Source organism: Methylocystis bryophila, assembly GCF_027925445.1.
GTDB lineage: Bacteria > Pseudomonadota > Alphaproteobacteria > Rhizobiales > Beijerinckiaceae > Methylocystis > Methylocystis bryophila.
This window is the reverse complement of the sequence record NZ_AP027149.1, coordinates 945,984-960,646: the sequence shown is the minus strand read 5'-3', so window position 1 is coordinate 960,646 and position 14,663 is coordinate 945,984. Positions and strand designations below refer to the sequence as shown.

General features: G+C 65.2%; 14 protein-coding genes. 7 read left to right on the top strand and 7 right to left on the bottom strand.

Annotation, left to right across the window (positions count from 1 at the left end; genetic code table 11):
- Positions 1-35 precede the first annotated feature (35 nt).
- Complete coding sequence (amrS, locus tag QMG80_RS04440) at positions 36-1,157, bottom strand: AmmeMemoRadiSam system radical SAM enzyme (protein WP_085771720.1); 1,122 nt, start codon at positions 1,155-1,157, stop codon at positions 36-38.
- A gap of 51 nt (positions 1,158-1,208) precedes the next feature.
- On the opposite strand from amrS, the gene amrB reads away from it, so the two are divergent.
- The 3 genes from amrB (at position 1,209) to QMG80_RS04425 (ending at position 3,498) form a co-directional block, all read left to right on the top strand.
- On the top strand, positions 1,209-2,060 hold the full coding sequence (amrB, locus tag QMG80_RS04435) for an AmmeMemoRadiSam system protein B (RefSeq protein WP_085771719.1): 852 nt from the start codon (positions 1,209-1,211) through the stop codon (positions 2,058-2,060).
- Positions 2,057-2,659, top strand: a complete 603-nt coding sequence (gene amrA, locus QMG80_RS04430) for an AmmeMemoRadiSam system protein A (protein ID WP_085771718.1) — start codon at positions 2,057-2,059, stop codon at positions 2,657-2,659. Before amrB ends, amrA begins: the two co-directional genes overlap by 4 nt.
- Positions 2,660-3,003: 344 nt before the next feature.
- Complete coding sequence (locus QMG80_RS04425; RefSeq protein WP_085771716.1) at positions 3,004-3,498, top strand: Hsp20/alpha crystallin family protein; 495 nt, start codon at positions 3,004-3,006, stop codon at positions 3,496-3,498.
- A 167-nt stretch (positions 3,499-3,665) separates the two neighbouring features.
- Here QMG80_RS04425 and ftsH read toward each other — a convergent pair whose 3' ends face one another.
- The 3 genes from ftsH to QMG80_RS04410 all read right to left on the bottom strand — a co-directional run bounded on the left by ftsH (position 3,666) and on the right by QMG80_RS04410 (position 8,621).
- Positions 3,666-5,660, bottom strand: coding sequence for an ATP-dependent zinc metalloprotease FtsH (gene ftsH / locus QMG80_RS04420; protein WP_085771715.1), 1,995 nt, complete (start codon positions 5,658-5,660; stop codon positions 3,666-3,668).
- 158 nt (positions 5,661-5,818) lie between these two features.
- On the bottom strand, positions 5,819-7,237 hold the full coding sequence (locus tag QMG80_RS04415) for a cation diffusion facilitator family transporter (protein ID WP_085771714.1): 1,419 nt from the start codon (positions 7,235-7,237) through the stop codon (positions 5,819-5,821).
- Between the two features lie 91 nt (positions 7,238-7,328).
- On the bottom strand, positions 7,329-8,621 hold the full coding sequence (locus QMG80_RS04410) for a hypothetical protein (RefSeq protein ID WP_085771713.1): 1,293 nt from the start codon (positions 8,619-8,621) through the stop codon (positions 7,329-7,331).
- 292 nt (positions 8,622-8,913) lie between these two features.
- Here QMG80_RS04410 and QMG80_RS04405 point away from each other — a divergent pair, with 292 nt between their 5' ends.
- Together QMG80_RS04405 and QMG80_RS04400 are read left to right on the top strand one after the other, a co-directional pair.
- Entirely contained in the window at positions 8,914-9,354 is a 441-nt protein-coding gene (locus QMG80_RS04405; RefSeq protein ID WP_085771712.1) for a VOC family protein, read from the top strand.
- Between the two features lie 289 nt (positions 9,355-9,643).
- Entirely contained in the window at positions 9,644-10,009 is a 366-nt protein-coding gene (locus tag QMG80_RS04400) for a hypothetical protein (protein WP_085771711.1), read from the top strand.
- Between the two features lie 28 nt (positions 10,010-10,037).
- Here QMG80_RS04400 and QMG80_RS04395 read toward each other — a convergent pair whose 3' ends face one another.
- Both QMG80_RS04395 and QMG80_RS04390 read right to left on the bottom strand, forming a co-directional pair.
- Entirely contained in the window at positions 10,038-10,694 is a 657-nt protein-coding gene (locus QMG80_RS04395; protein WP_085771710.1) for a response regulator, read from the bottom strand.
- The gene (locus QMG80_RS04390; protein WP_085771709.1) at positions 10,691-12,058 is read right to left on the bottom strand and encodes a sensor histidine kinase; all 1,368 of its coding nucleotides are present in this window, start codon (positions 12,056-12,058) and stop codon (positions 10,691-10,693) included. Before QMG80_RS04390 ends, QMG80_RS04395 begins: the two co-directional genes overlap by 4 nt.
- Positions 12,059-12,262: 204 nt before the next feature.
- Here QMG80_RS04390 and QMG80_RS04385 point away from each other — a divergent pair, with 204 nt between their 5' ends.
- Entirely contained in the window at positions 12,263-12,775 is a 513-nt protein-coding gene (locus QMG80_RS04385) for a DUF2380 domain-containing protein (protein ID WP_158658721.1), read from the top strand.
- 177 nt (positions 12,776-12,952) lie between these two features.
- Positions 12,953-14,338, top strand: coding sequence for a glutathione-disulfide reductase (gene gorA / locus QMG80_RS04380; protein ID WP_085771706.1), 1,386 nt, complete (start codon positions 12,953-12,955; stop codon positions 14,336-14,338).
- Between the two features lie 7 nt (positions 14,339-14,345).
- Here gorA and QMG80_RS04375 read toward each other — a convergent pair whose 3' ends face one another.
- Positions 14,346-14,624 carry a hypothetical protein gene (locus QMG80_RS04375; RefSeq protein WP_085771705.1) on the bottom strand — a complete coding sequence of 93 codons (279 nt, stop codon included), beginning with the start codon at positions 14,622-14,624 and terminating at the stop codon, positions 14,346-14,348.
- Positions 14,625-14,663: the final 39 nt, after the last annotated feature.

Here is a 14,663-nt window from a genome sequence, read left to right as displayed (position 1 = left end):
AAACCGGCTTTTCGCACAAATCGCGCTCAAAATTTTTACGCGATCGCGGCTACGGCCGGTTCGCTTTTCGCAAGGTGCACCGGCGCGCGCCGCGATCCCCAGTCGCCCGGACGCTCCTCGAAGACTCCGCGGCATGGCTCGCCGCATTCGGCGCAGCGGCCTTCCGGGGTCAGCTTCCAGGCGGTGAGGTCATAGCCGTCACGCCCGATGAGACGCGCGCCGCAGTTGTGGCAATAGGTGCTTTGTCCCGATTCATCGTGAACATTGCCCGTGTAAACGTATCGAAGCCCGTTCTCCAACGCGATCCGGCGCGCCCTCTCGAGCGTGGCTTTTGGCGTTCTCGGCGTGTCGCGCATCCGCCAATCCGGATGAAAGGCGGAGAAATGCAGTGGCGTATCGGAGCCGAGCCGCTCGCGAACCCATTGGGTCAGCGCCTCGATCTCCGCCGGAGAATCGTTCCGGCCGGGGATCAGCAACGTCGTGATCTCGAGCCAGCATCGTGTCTCGTGCTTCACATATTCGAGCGTGTCGAGCACCGCGCGAAGCTCCGCCGTGCAAAGCGTCTTGTAAAATTCCTCGGTGAAGCCCTTGAGGTCGATGTTCGCCGCGTCCATCGCGCTGAAGAACTCCTTGCGGGCTTCAGGCGTGATGTAGCCGGCGGTGACGGCCACGGTCTTAACGCCGGCTTCGCGACAGGCCTGCGCGACGTCGACCGCATATTCGAGAAAGATCACGGGGTCGTTGTAGGTGAAGGCGACCGAACGGGCGCCCATCTCTCTCGCCGCTTGCGCGATTTGCGCGGGCGAGGCCTGATCCTGAAGGCGATCGAGCTCGGTCGCTTTCGAAATGTCCCAATTCTGGCAGAACTTGCAGGTGAGATTGCAACCCGCCGTGCCGAAAGAAAGGATCGGCGTGCCGGGCAGAAAATGATTGAGCGGCTTCTTCTCGATCGGGTCCACGCAGAAGCCCGACGAACGCCCATAGGTGGTGAGCGTCATCGCATCGCCCTGGCGAGCGCGCACGAAGCAAAGCCCCCGCTGTCCGTCCCGCAGCTTGCAAAACCGTGGGCAGAGATCACATTGAATACGACCGTCGTCGAGCGCATGCCAATAACGTGCGGCTGGCTGCGCGACGGCGAGATCGATCGTGTCTGTCATGTGCATGACGCTTAGATGGAAACGCCCTGTTGCGAATGAAAGAGGCCGATGATGGTTGAAACGCGCGCGAGACGCGCGACCAGAGCCGCGGCTGTGGCGGGGCTGTTTTACCCCGCGGATCCGATCGACTTGCGCGCGAGCGTCAGCGAATTGCTCGGCGGGGTTTCAGCAGCGCGAGGGTCCGCGCTTTCTCGGCCGATGCTCGACGACGTCCCGCCGCCCAAAGCGTTGATCGCGCCGCACGCCGGTTACGTATATTCCGGCGCGGTCGCCGCCGCCGCATATCGCCTCCTCGCCAAGGCGCGCGAAAAGATTTCCCGCGTGGTGCTGCTCGGGCCTTCACATCGCGTCGCCTTCACCGGCATGGCGGCGACGTCGGCTGACGCCTATGAAACGCCGCTCGGCGTCGTTCCGGTCGATCGGCAATGGCTGGACCGAGCGCGGGAGATTCCGCAGTTCGGGTTCTTGGATGAGGCGCATGAGGGCGAGCATTGCCTGGAGACGCAATTGCCGTTTCTCCAGGTCGTCCTGCAAGAATTCAAGCTGGTTCCCATCCTCTTCGGCCGCGTCGGCGCCGAGCCGGCCGCCGATCTGCTCGAGGCGTTATGGGACGGTCCCGAGACCCTCATCGTCGTCTCCTCCGACCTTTCTCATTACCTCGATTACGAAGCCTGTCGCGCGCTGGACGAGAGCACTTGCGCGGCGATCGAGCGGCTCGACCCCGCCTCGCTCAATCCGGAGCAGGCCTGCGGCGCCGCGCCGGTGAACGGGCTGCTCGCGGCGGCACGCCGCCGGGGCCTACAGGTGAGGACGCTCGACCTGCGCAATTCCGGCGACACAGCCGGCCCTCGCCATCGCGTCGTCGGCTATGGGGCCTGGGCTTTTTGGGAGCAGAACCGATGACCGCCGCGGACGACCTCGTCAGCCGTCATGGCGCCATGATGAACGATCTCGCGCGCCGCGCCATCTGCGGCGAAAGCTCCTCGCAACCCTCGGAGAAGCTGCCCCCCGAGTTTGGGCGCGCCGGAGCGAGCTTCGTGACCCTGCACAGAGCAGGGAGTTTGCGGGGCTGTTGCGGCTCTGTTTCGGCAAGACGCCCCCTCGTCGAGGACATAAAGGCGAACGCCGTGAGGTCGGCCTTTTCCGATCCGCGCTTCGCGCCGCTACAACGCCTCGAGTGGGGGACGCTCTCCCTGACCGTGACGCTGCTGTCGCCGTTGGAGCCGATGCGCTTTGAAGGCGAGGCGGATCTCTTGTCGCAATTGCAGCCGCATCGCGACGGGCTGCTGATCGAGGATGCGGGCCGACAGGCAATATTTCTGCCCGCTGTCTGGGAGATGCTGAACGAGAAGGAGGAGTTCCTCGCGCATTTGAAGGCCAAGGCGGGATTGGCGCAGGGCCATTGGTCGCCGGCCTTTCGCGCAAGCCGCTTCTCGACGGCGCAATCCGCGGCGGAGCCTTTGCTTTGCCGCGCGTCGGAGAAGATGCCGGAGATCGCCTGACAATGCCTTGGCTCCCCCAAGACGCGCCGAGACACACGCATAAGGCGGATACCCCGCATCTCTGTCGATTGTGGTCTGAAGTGGCGAATGAGGTGTTGGGAGAGACGGGAGATGAAGGCCGGGCGGTGCGCGCCGCCAATGCCGTCGTCGCTCGAGAAAGGCGGCGCTCGGAGAAGGACTTTCACGGCAAAAGCGAGGGCGGGCTCGACAGAGAGTCCTGATTGATCCGGCCGCGAAACCCGGCCTGTCTCCAGCGCGACACATCGCCCCGCTAGCCTATCGAAAGGCGAGAAACCGCCTATTTCATTCACTGGTCAATTCACTTCAACAGAGGAGACTTGCCGATGAAAGTGCCAAGCCTTTGGAGCGGCCAGGATCTGACGCCAGATCCGTTCAAGTCATTACGGCGCGAGATGGAGGACATGGTCCGCAATTTCGGTCACAATCTCCCCGCGCTGAGCGTCGGCGCCGGAGCGCCGGCGATCAATGTCGCCGAAACCGACGGCGCCCTCGAGGTGACAGCCGAGCTGCCCGGCGTCGAGGAGAAGGACATCAAGGTCAGCGTCGAAGGGAATCGCCTGGTGATCTCCGGCGAGAAAAAGCACGAGGAGAAAAGGGATGAGAAGGACTGGCACGTCGAGGAGCGCAGCTTCGGCTCTTTCTATCGCTCGATGAGCCTGCCTTTCAGCCCCGCGGATGACGCGATCTCCGCCCATCTCGACAAAGGCGTGCTGCATGTGAGCGTCAAGAAGCCCGGAGAGGCCGTCAAGAACGTCAAGACCGTGCAGATCAAAACCGGCGCCCCGCCGCAAGCTGGCTCGGCGCCGCAGGCCGGCTGAACGCAGCCTTACCGCAGCAGAGCGCCTTCGACAATCCGGCGAACGCGCTCTGTCTAGCGCGTTTCCCGCTCGAACGGAATCGTTCGAGCGATTAGGAAACGCGCCAAGTCAAAAATTTAGAGCATGTCTCGACCGGAAAACCGCTTCGCACTTTTCCGAGACATGCTCTAGCGCAGGCCCAGCCGATGCGTGACGCTCGCGAGCGCGCGCTTCGAGATCTCGGTAAGCTCGGCGAGAGCCCCGACTGCGGTCTCTGCGGCCGGCGGTGAGAGGCTCGGCTCTTCGCGCTTCCTCTCGCTCTCCGCCCGCTCGGCCTCCTGCATCCGCGCCGTCACGGCCGAGCGGATCTGGTCGAGATCGGCGTCGCCGAATGTCTCCTGGTCGAGGAGCCGAATGGCGGCGGCCCTGTGCTCCGTTGCGCAGGTTCGCAAAATCTTTGAGGCGCGCTGGAAGGCTTTGTCGATGAGATCGCGGATCGCGACGTCGATCTTAGCGCTCGTCTCCTCGCTCATTTCGGAAGGCTGGGGTCCTAGTCCCGCCAGATCCAGATAGCGCGGCCGATCGGTGATGAAGGACGCCTGTCCGATCTCGCTCTCCATTCCGTAACGCGTCGCCATGGAGCGCGCCAATTCCGTCGCCCGTTGCAGATCGTCGGCGGCGCCGGTCGTCGCCTCGTGAAACACCGCCATCTCGGCCGCCCGTCCGCCGAGCAGCACCGTCATGCGGTCGAGCAGTTCCGTGCGGCTCATCAAATAGCGGTCTTCCGTCGGCATTTGCATCGTGTAGCCCAAGGCGCCCATGCCTCTTGGAATGATCGACACCTTCTTGATCGGATCGGCGCCCGGGAGCGCCATGGCGACGATCGCGTGCCCCATTTCATGATAAGCGACGATCTCCCGCTCGTGGGGATTGAGCAGGCGCTTGCGTTTTTCGGGGCCGGCGATGCTTCGTTCGATCGCGGCGGTGAAATCCTCGAGGGTCACGGATGCGGCCTGACGCCGCGTCGCGAGCACGGCGGCCTCATTGACGAGATTGGCGAGATCCGCTCCGGTGAAACCGGGAGTGAGCGCGGCGATCTGCACGGGATCGATGTCGGCGGCGAGCTTGATCTTCTTGAGATGCACCTCGAGAATTTCTCTGCGCCCATTCTTGTCGGGGCGATCGACCGAGATCTGCCGATCGAAGCGTCCGGCGCGCAGCAGAGCGGGGTCGAGCACCTCGGGGCGGTTCGTCGCGGCGAGCAGCACCACGCCGATCGTCGGGTCGAAACCGTCGAGCTCGCTCAATAGCTGATTGAGCGTCTGCTCTTTTTCATCATGGCCTCCGCTCAAGCCCGAGATCCCGCGCGCCCGGCCCAGAGCGTCGAGCTCGTCGATGAAGATGATGCAAGGGGAGTTTGCGCGCGCTTGCTGAAAGAGGTCCCTGACCCGCGCGGCGCCGACGCCGACGAACATTTCGACGAATTCGGAGCCGGTGATCGAATAGAACGGCACGCCCGCCTCTCCCGCGACGGCGCGGGCGAGCAGGGTCTTGCCGGTTCCGGGCGGCCCCACGAGCAATATGCCTTTGGGGATGCGCGCGCCAAGGCGCCCGTGCGTCTTTGGGTCTTTCAGGAAGGCCACGATCTCCTGGAGCTCTTCCTTGGCTTCATCGACGCCGGCGACATCCGCGAAGCCGATCTTCACGTCGGTCTCGACGAAGACCCTGGCTTTGCTCTGGCCAACCGACATGAGCGGGCCGAGCCCCTGGCCGACGCGACGCGACAGCAGGCTCCAGATGAAAAAGAACAAGGCGGTCGGCACGATCCAGGAAAGCAGGGTGGTGATCCAGCTGCTTTCCATGACGCCGGTAACCTTCACCCCCTCCTTTTCCAACTCGCTTGCCACTGCCGGATCGACGCGAACGGTGAGCAATTGCTTGCGGCCATCGGGAGCCGCCTCCTTCAAGGTGGCTCGAATGACTTTGTCGCCCACCTCGACCTCGGCGATCTTTTTCTCGTTCAAGAGCTTCGTGAATTCACTGAAGGGTATGACCTCGGTCGACGTATAGGCGGTCCAGAGCTGCTGGAAGATCAAGATCGCAATCAAAGCCAGCAGAAAATAAGCGATGTCGAAATGCCATCCCCGCCGATTTTGCTCACGTCCATTATCCGGCTTCGCCATTGCTTTCGCCTCATAAGCCGCGCAGGAGCGGCTCCCCTAAGCTCTACCTTAGGGCGCATGGCGCAAAAGGCGCGGCCTCGCCCCCCCGTTTACGTTGAACGCGGAAAACGTGCTCGATTCTAAAAGTTTAGAGCCCGATTGGCGCGAAACATCGCGCTCTATGGCGTCTCGTCGGCGCCCAGCGGCTCGCAATGGCCCGCGATGCGGATGATTTGCGCGAAGTGCTGGCGCAAGTCGCGCTCGACGACGTCGACCGCCTCATGCGCGGCCTCGACCGAGAGGAGTCCGTCAAGCTCGCAGTGATAGTTGACGACGAGCCCGCCATTGACTCCCCGCACGCGCACGTCGTGCACGTGACGCAGCACGCCGCGCTCGGCAGCGCAGCGCTCGAGCGCCGTCTCGATTGTCTCGCGCGTCTCGGAGTCGACGTCATGGCCGACCATCACCAGCGGCGCGGCGGGCTCGATATGCGTCTCGATCTCGACCTCTGCGCCGAATTCGTCACGAATGGCCTCCTCGAGCTCGCTCGCCATATTATGGGCGCTACGCAGGCTCATGCCGCCGTCGACCTCGAGATCGAGGCTGATCGAAAGCCGCCCCTGGATCTCCTGAGCAACGATGTGGTGCACCGGCAGATGACGACGCGCGGCGACCAAGCGCGTGCGCTCGATCACAGTTTCGTCGTCGAGGGCGCGGGGCGCGGCGATCAGCGTGATCTCCGCCTCCGGCGCATAGGCTTTGATCGCGGCGTCAACGCCCCGACTAATGCGCTCCGCCTGATCGACGCTGAGGCTGCGCGACACTGAGATCGTCGCTTCGCCGACGATCTGGCGGCCGACTTGGCGCAGCTTCAGTCGTTCCAGGGCGATGACGCCCGGCGCCTCGGATATGACGGCCCGCAGGGGCGGAATGAGCGCGCTCGGAGCCGCGTCGAGCAATGTCTCGATCGTCCGCCGGCCCAGCCTGTAGCCGGCGACCGCGATGAATAGCGCGACGCCCAGCGCCGCCGCCGCGTCGCCGTGCTGAAAGCCCAGTCGCATCGCGCCGAGCCCGATGACCACGAGCACGGAGGAAATGAGATCGCTTGCAAAGTGTAAAGCGTCGGCGGCGAGCGCGTCGCTGCCTTCCTCCCTAGCGACGCGCGAAAGCTGCATCGAGCGCACGAGATCGACGAGGATCGAGACGCCGAGCACCGCAAAGGCCGGCCATCCCGCGTTGACGTCAATCTCATGCGGCGGCTCCTGCAGGCGGCGCACCGCTTCGCTCACGACGACGAGGGCAAGGCCGAAGAGCAGGCCCGTCTCCACAAGCGCGGCGAGCGACTCATATTTGCCGTGGCCGTAATGGTGTTCCGCGTCCGCGGGCTTGTCAGCCTCGCGAACGGCGAAGTAGGTCAGGATCGTCGCGCCCGTGTCGACGCCGGCGTGCCCCGCCTCTGAAAGCAGCGCCAGCGAGCCCGACCAGAGCCCCACCCCCAGCTTGGCGAGCGCCAGGAGGGCGCTGGCGGCGATGGAGGCCAAGGCCGCGCTCTGCTTGCGTGAGGCGGAGTTCCTCTCGGCGTCTGCTATCTCGTTCATCGGGCTCGGGGATCAGGCTGCGGAAAACGCGTCGAGCCGCGGACGTTGGCGTCGCAGCGGCTCCTGTCGACTCCCGTACCCGCTGGCAATCTCAGTAATATGAAACGCCTCCGAAACGCTTCGGGATGGACGACAACCCGTCCCAGACGTCCGCCGTAAATCGGCCGACCGCGCGCTGCACTTCCGTGAGCGGGTTCCGCGCGCGGCGCGACTTGCCCGACGCATGCCCCGTGCGTCGAGATTTGGGCGCAGCGGGCGGCGCGGCCGCGGCGTCAGGGGCCGGCTTTTGATCGACGACAGTATGCGCGCTCTCCGCCCCTGACGGCTCGGTCGGGGCAAGAGCGTCTTTTGCGCCAGCATCGACGGCCACCGGCGCTAGAGCCGCGACGGAGACCGCGGCAGGCGGCGGAGTCGGCGCTTCTCTCGCCTCGATGCGCGGCGCCTCGACCTCTCCCTGGTGGGACAGGCTCATGAAAGCGCTCACGCTGACCATGAGCGCGAGCGGAATGGCCGCAGCGAGAACTCCGGTCGCGACGCTGCCCCAGGCCTTCCCACCGAAAGCGGGTTCTGGAGCCGCCAAGGGAACCAGTCGATCCGCCGAGGGGACGAGAACGGTGGCGAAGTCGCTCAGCGGCGCGGGCGGCGCGGCGACGGCCATCGCCGCGGACTTATTGCCCAGCGACATCATCAGCGCCAACGCCTCCGCCCGACTTTCGGGTAGCGGCGGAACGATAATCTCGTTGCGGCCCTGCCGATCCTCCGCGAGAGAGGCGGCGACGAAGTCTTCGACCGCCCTCGGGGAGAGCTTCGGCGCCCCGAGCAGCTCTTGCGCCGCACGCAGGCTCCAGACGGCCAGTCCAACGCGTTCGCTTGCAAAGAACTCGCGGGATTTTTCCCACAGGCTCGAGGCGACCCGCCGGCAGAGCGTCTCGCAGGACTCGAGCGCGGCCGTCTCGAACGCCTCGCGCCACTCGACGACGAACGTCGACGAAAGCCGCAGGCTCAGCCGGTAATCGCCCGTGTCCTCGATCGGCTCGACCCCGATCGGCGTCTGCGCCGCGAGAAAGAAGGCGCAGAGCAGGGCGAATTTCTCCTCCTCGTCGAGCATTTTCGCCTGCGGCCGGCGCTCTTGATCGCATAAGGCGCAGTCGATCAGAAGCGGCAGGCGCTTAAGCGGAAATTCATGGCGATTGACATAGGCTTTATCGAAACGCGTTTCGAAACGGACCCAGGCGTCGCCCACGGCGACGTAATGGACGGTCCCGCCGCTCCCCTCGTTTTCGCCCGCCTCGCGAATGAGCGGCGGCAGCATGGGTTGCCCGCCAGCGGCTTCGCCGAGCGCGCGACAAGCCTCCAGGAGACGCTTTTGCTCCACAGCCGGCATGGCTTCCCTCCACCCTAAAGCCGGTCGCACGATCGGCGGCGCGGCGCGGGAAAAGCCCCTCGCCGCCGCCATAGCGGAAGCCGGCAAATAGGGTTAAATTTTGACCAACGCGGCCGCAATTGGCTTCCGCGCTCGCGACTCGCCCGCATCGAGAGCGAGTTTTGCAAAAGCTGATAGACTTTTGCGTTCGGAATGTCGCTCCAGCATTTTATCCTGGCGCGACGGCTCCCGCTTGAACGACTTCGCTCGAGCGGAGAGGGCGCAAGGACGCGCTCAAGGCAGGAGAGGGGCGATGCGGTATTTGCACACGATGGTCAGAGTGTCCGATGTCGAGGCGTCGCTCGCCTTTTTTTGCGGCGGCCTTGGGCTGGAGGAGATTCGCCGCGTCGACGACGAAAAGGGTCGTTATACGCTCATCTATCTGGCGGCGCCTGAAGATGCGGCCGCGGCGCGAACAAATGCGGCGCCCATGGTCGAGCTCACCTATAACTGGGACAAGGAAGACTACAGCGGCGGGCGTAATTTCGGCCATTTGGCCTTCGCGGTCGACAATATATACGAGATCTGCTCGAAGCTCTCCAGCCAGGGAGTGACGATCAATCGCCCGCCACGTGACGGACATATGGCGTTTGTGCGAACGCCGGATAATATTTCCATTGAATTGCTGCAGCGCGGATCGCCGCTTCCGCCGGCAGAACCTTGGAAATCCATGAAAAATGTGGGATCCTGGTAGATATTGCGAGATCGATTGCGCATTGCACAATAGAAATATTCCACACCGCGGGAACCAGCTCCGCGGTGCGCGCGTTTACGTTTCGCAGCACGAGTGCGCATTGTCGCTCGGGCTCACCGCTCCATGAGGAAACACGGCGAGGCCTCGGGGATTCCCCGGCGAGCTTTTTGCGTAAGCGTTCCCATCGTAAGCGGTTCATTGTGGGCGCGACGCCGCGAGGGGCTCTCTTGGGCCGTCTCGGGGCTGAACGCTCAAGTCGATGGCGGAATAGACGTAAGCGGAGGGTCTCATGGTGATCGCAGACATGATCCATTCCTGCTCCAACGCCCATGTCGCGAAAGCGGCGGTGCGGTGCATCGGCGGCGCCTTCGCTGAGCGCGTGGCGGCCGCCGCGCGCCAGAAAGGCATGGAAATGGGTGGATTCGTCGCGATCCTCGTGCAGGAGTTCGCGCGTTGCGCCGACGGCGAGACGATGCAGGCCCTCTCGCGTGAGATCGTCGGCGCGGATCAGCCCATTTTGCGGGGGCTGACGTGTCTGCTGGAGCCGTCGCTCGAGGTGGAAGAGCTCGTTGGCGCGGAGGGGGACGACTCTATCGAGTCGGTAAGCGCTCTCTATGATCGGCGCAAATGTGGCTCGGTCGCCTACGCGCACTGACGGGCGCGGCAGAGCGCGCGGCGAGGCTTCACGCCCAAGCCACGAGCCCCGCGCGCAACGCTGTCCAGACGAGAAGCGCGTCAGTCTCGACGCCGAGCTTCGCTTTTATCTGATAGGTATAGTTCTGCACGGTCTTGGGGCTGAGGCACAGCGCGTCGGCGATGGCTTGCGTCGTCATGCCGGTCGCCACGAGCCGCAGGATTTCTGTTTCTCGCGGCGCCAATCGGTCGACGGGCGAGGTTTTGCCCGCCAGCCGCTCCGCAGCGACCTCGAGCGCGATGTCGTTGCTGAGCGCCATCCGCGTAGATCCGGGCGTCGCCGCCGCAATGCAGGCCACCGCCCGGAGAAGCTCGTCCGCGTCGCTGTTCTTCGTCACATACCCCATCGCCCCGGCCTCAAAGGCCTTCAGCGCGAAGGCGGCGCCGGTGTGCATGGAAAAGATCAGCACGCGCGCACGCTTGTCCCATTGCCGGATGTGGCGTAGCGCCTCGAGCCCGCCGGCGCCCGGCAGGGCGAGGTCCATGACCGTCACGTCGGGTCTGAACTTGCGATAGGCCTCATAGGCCGCAGCGGCGTCGCCGGCCTCGGCGACCACGCGATAGCCGGGCCAACGCTCCAACAGGCGGCGATAGCCCTCGCGCACGATCGGATGGTCGTCGACAAGCAGAATGGAAAGGTCGCTCACGCCGCCTCGCGCACCGGGATGTAAGCCTCCACACGCACACCGCGGGGCGCTTCGGCGATGCGAAGATTTCCGCCCAGGGCGGAGATCCTTTCGCGCATGCCGAGCACGCCGCTGCCCGGCGCCGCCAAGATCCGGCCCGCATGACCGCCGCCATCGTCCTCGACGCAGAGCGCGACGCCGCCGCCCGCCGCCGCGACGCGCGCGATGCTGAGCCGCACTTCATTGGGGCGGCCGTGGCGCGCGGCGTTGGTCAAGCATTCCTGCGCGACGCGATAGACGCCGATCGTCACGGTTCCGGGCAGGCCCGCGAGATCGCCGCTAACGTCGAGCCTGAAGGCGGGGCCGCGTCCGGCCTGGGCGTTCCAACCGGCGACCAGACGCGCCAAGGACGCCTCGAGACCCAGCTCCTCGAGCTCTTGCGCCCGCAGCCGGGCCAGCGCCTGGCGAAGAGTCGCCCGCATGCTGCGCGCAAGCCGCGAAATGGCTCGCGCATCCTCGGCGAGATCGGGCCTGTCTTTCGCTCCGGCCTCGATCGAGGCGGCGAAGGCAGTGGCGGCCGCGAGATTCTGGCCGAATTCGTCGTGCAGATCGCGCGCCAGCGCGCGTCGCTCCTCCTCCTGCACTTCGAAAAGGCGTCGGGTCAGGGCGATGCGCTCCTCGGTGACCTCCGAGAGCCGGCTCGCGAGATCGTCGACGGCCCGCGCGATGACGCCGAACTCCGCAGCGCCGAAGGCCGGCAGCGACACGCCGAAGTCGCCGCGCTCCAGGCGCCGCAGGCTTGAAACGATCGCCCGGGTGGGCGCGAGCAAATGCCCGAGCGCGAGCGCCCCGAGAAGCACGACGGCGATCACCATCAACGTCGCCACGCGAAGCACGATCGACGCTTCGCGCCAGGCGAGCCGAACGGCGGCTTGACTATTGGCCTGCACGGTGAGGACGCCGGCGTCCTTTTGGCGCACCGTCATGAACCGCGAGATCGGGGGCGGCGCCCCGAACCAGGCGAGAAAGACCCGAGAGAACCAAGCCGGCGCCGCAGCGCCGACGCCCTCGATCTGGCTGCAAAGGCGCTTCGCGGGGCCGTCGCCGGGCGCGAAATCGACGCACACTCCCGGGGAGATGAGCTTTAATGTCTCAAGCGTCTCCCATTCGGGAACCGGCAGAACGAGAGTCTTATGCAGACTGCCTCGCCACAGCAGCTCGCGCCAATAGAGATTTTGCAGCTGGCCGGCGACGCGCTCGGCGGAGGCCGCCGTCGACTCCATGATCGCCTCATGCGCGGAGTCGACGACCCACAGTGTCGTCGCCGCCAGACAAAAAGCCGCGACGCAAACGAGGCGCAACACGGACTGCGCGATGATCGGCATGTTCTGCTCCTTGGCCTGGGAAGTTAATCCTTTTTCTTGGGCTCGGCCATCGGGCGCGAGACTCGTCGGGCAAAATGCCCATGAAATCTCAGGCCGGCTCGACATTGTCGGGGGCAGAGCCGCAGAGCAGCCTGTCGCCGACGTCCGCGCCGCTGGGCTCATCGTCGAAACCCGCTGGAAGGGCCTGTGAGGATGGAGGAGCAATTGCGGAAGGCTTGCCAATGCGTGGCGCTGATCTTGGCGCTCTCCACGGTCGCGATGCGCGCCGACGCCTTGGAGCCCATCTCCATCACCGTCCTCGACTTCGACTACTCCGACAGCTCCGGCGAGCCACAGGACCAGAAAGCGATCCACGAGGCCCGGCTCGGGGAATTCGCGGAGCGGATCCGCGCTGCGCTTGCCGGCAGCGGCGCCTATCGCGTCGTCGCCGCCGCCTGCCCCGCCACGCCTTGTTCGGCGAAGGCCTTCGCGCCGGAAGAACTCTTCGTCATCGCGCGTCGCGCCGGAGCGAAGCTCATGCTGTTTGGGGGTCTGCACAAGATGAGCACGCTCGTGCAATGGGGTCGCGTGGAATTGATCGATGTCGATGAAAATCGCCTTCTCGACGACCGTCACTTGACCTTTCGCGGCGACGACGAGCAGGCTTGGCGACGTGCAGCGGATTATGTCTCGCAAAAGCTGATCAAGCAGGCGGAAGCGAAGGAGCCGCGCCAATGACCCCCACCGTCGTTATCGAGGCGTCGACGGGCTCGAACGCGAGCTGACAGCGGGGTAAGCTTCCACGCGCCGGGCGGACCGAAGAGGCGCTTTGAGCCGCCGCGAATTCACGCTATGGCGCCTGCATCGACGCGAACCGCGCTGAGCGGGCGCGGCCACGAGACACGGCGGGATCGCATGGCGGATTTCGACTTCGACTTCTTCGTGATCGGAGCGGGCTCAGGGGGCGTGCGCGCTGCGCGCATCGCCGCCGGGCATGGCGCAAAGGTCGGCATCGCCGAGAGCTTCCGCTTCGGCGGCACTTGCGTGATTCGCGGCTGCGTTCCCAAAAAGCTCTATGTGATGGCGTCGCGCTACGCCGACGACTTCGAGGACGCGCGCGGTTTCGGCTGGAGCGTCGCCGGAGCCGAGTTCGATTGGAGCCGGCTCGTCGCCGCAAAGGAGCGAGAGATCACGCGGCTCGAGGGGCTCTACCGGGCCAATCTCGAGGCGGCGGGCGTCTCGATCTTTCCGGCGCGTGCGACGCTTCAGGGTCCGGAAGCGGTCTGCCTGTCAGACGGGCGCGTCTTCAGCGCGCGCCATATTCTCGTCGCGACCGGCGGCGCCCCGGTGCATGCGCCGCAGGTTCCAGGAATCGAGCTCGCGCTCACCTCGAACGAAATCTTCGACCTGCCCAGTTTTCCGCGGCGACTGCTCATACTAGGAGCCGGCTATATCGCCGTCGAATTCGCCGCGCTCTTCGCAAAGCTCGGCGCGAAGGTCACGCTCCATTATCGCGCCGATCTGCCGCTGCGCGGATTCGACGACGACCTGCGCACGCGCCTCGCCGCGGGTCTCGCCGATGCGGGCGTCGAGCTCTTCCCTTTGGCGAAGCTCGGGTCGCTCGAAAAGACGGGCGAGACCCTCCGCGCAAGGTTCGAGGACGGGAGCTCGCTCGAAGCCGACATCGTGATGGCCGCGACCGGCAGAAGGCCCGCAACCGCGGGACTCGGCCTCGAAGCCGCCGGCGTGCAGCTTTCTCAGCAGGGCGCCATCATGGTCAACGCCGCCTCACAGAGCAGCGTCGCCTCGATCCACGCGGTCGGCGACGTGACCGATCGGCTCAATCTGACGCCGGTCGCGATTCGCGAGGGCCAGGCGCTCGCTGACCGGCTTTTTGGGAAAGGAGCGCCGCCCGTCGATTATGAATTCACGCCGACCGCCGTCTTCTCGACGCCCGAGATCGGCACGGTGGGGCTCACCGAAGAAGAGGCGGCGGGCCGCGTCGGCGAGCTCGACATCTATGAAGCGGAGTTCCGGCCGATGCAGGCGACGCTCACGGGGCGGTCGACGAAGGCCTATATGAAGCTCATCGTCGCGGCAGACGGCGGGCGCGTGCTGGGCGCCCATCTCCTCGGCCCGCAGGCGGCGGAGATGGCTCAGCTTCTCGCGCTGGCGCTGCGCATGGGCGCGACCAAAGCCGATTTCGACGCGACGATGGCGCTGCATCCGACGCTCGCGGAGGAGCTCGTCACGATGCGAAAAATCTCTCGAAAGCGCAGGGCTCATTCCCAAAGCGAGTGATCGAGCGTCATTCGCGCCGAGAGGGCGAGATATATTCGAGCGCCGTGATCGACAAAAAGCCGCCCACCCACGAGCCGAGCGCGGCGAAGAGCACATACACCCAATTTGACGTGTAGCTGATCACCGCAAAGGCGGAGAGCAGATACCAGACGCTGCTCCAGCTTGCCGCGGCGATGCGGCGCCGCGCCGCGACGGCCGCGTTGAAAAACACGTAGACCGCATCGGTTACCGCCGTCGACAGAACAACGCCCACGGCGACCAGAGGATCGATCGGCGGCAGGCCCATCAGCTCTCCCTTTCTTTCAATGCGGCCGATCTCCCGTCG

Excerpts from the sequence above, each read along its gene's own strand:
- amrS (WP_085771720.1), bottom strand. The coding sequence starts at position 1,157 with ATGACAGACACGATCGATCTCGCCGTCGCGCAGCCAGCCGCACGTTAT.
- amrB (WP_085771719.1), top strand. The coding sequence starts at position 1,209 with ATGGTTGAAACGCGCGCGAGACGCGCGACCAGAGCCGCGGCTGTGGCG.
- amrA (WP_085771718.1), top strand. The coding sequence starts at position 2,057 with ATGACCGCCGCGGACGACCTCGTCAGCCGTCATGGCGCCATGATGAAC.
- QMG80_RS04425 (WP_085771716.1), top strand. The coding sequence starts at position 3,004 with ATGAAAGTGCCAAGCCTTTGGAGCGGCCAGGATCTGACGCCAGATCCG.
- ftsH (WP_085771715.1), bottom strand. The coding sequence starts at position 5,660 with ATGGCGAAGCCGGATAATGGACGTGAGCAAAATCGGCGGGGATGGCAT.
- QMG80_RS04415 (WP_085771714.1), bottom strand. The coding sequence starts at position 7,237 with ATGAACGAGATAGCAGACGCCGAGAGGAACTCCGCCTCACGCAAGCAG.
- QMG80_RS04410 (WP_085771713.1), bottom strand. The coding sequence starts at position 8,621 with ATGCCGGCTGTGGAGCAAAAGCGTCTCCTGGAGGCTTGTCGCGCGCTC.
- QMG80_RS04405 (WP_085771712.1), top strand. The coding sequence starts at position 8,914 with ATGCGGTATTTGCACACGATGGTCAGAGTGTCCGATGTCGAGGCGTCG.
- QMG80_RS04400 (WP_085771711.1), top strand. The coding sequence starts at position 9,644 with ATGGTGATCGCAGACATGATCCATTCCTGCTCCAACGCCCATGTCGCG.
- QMG80_RS04390 (WP_085771709.1), bottom strand. The coding sequence starts at position 12,058 with ATGCCGATCATCGCGCAGTCCGTGTTGCGCCTCGTTTGCGTCGCGGCT.
- gorA (WP_085771706.1), top strand. The coding sequence starts at position 12,953 with ATGGCGGATTTCGACTTCGACTTCTTCGTGATCGGAGCGGGCTCAGGG.
- QMG80_RS04375 (WP_085771705.1), bottom strand. The coding sequence starts at position 14,624 with ATGGGCCTGCCGCCGATCGATCCTCTGGTCGCCGTGGGCGTTGTTCTG.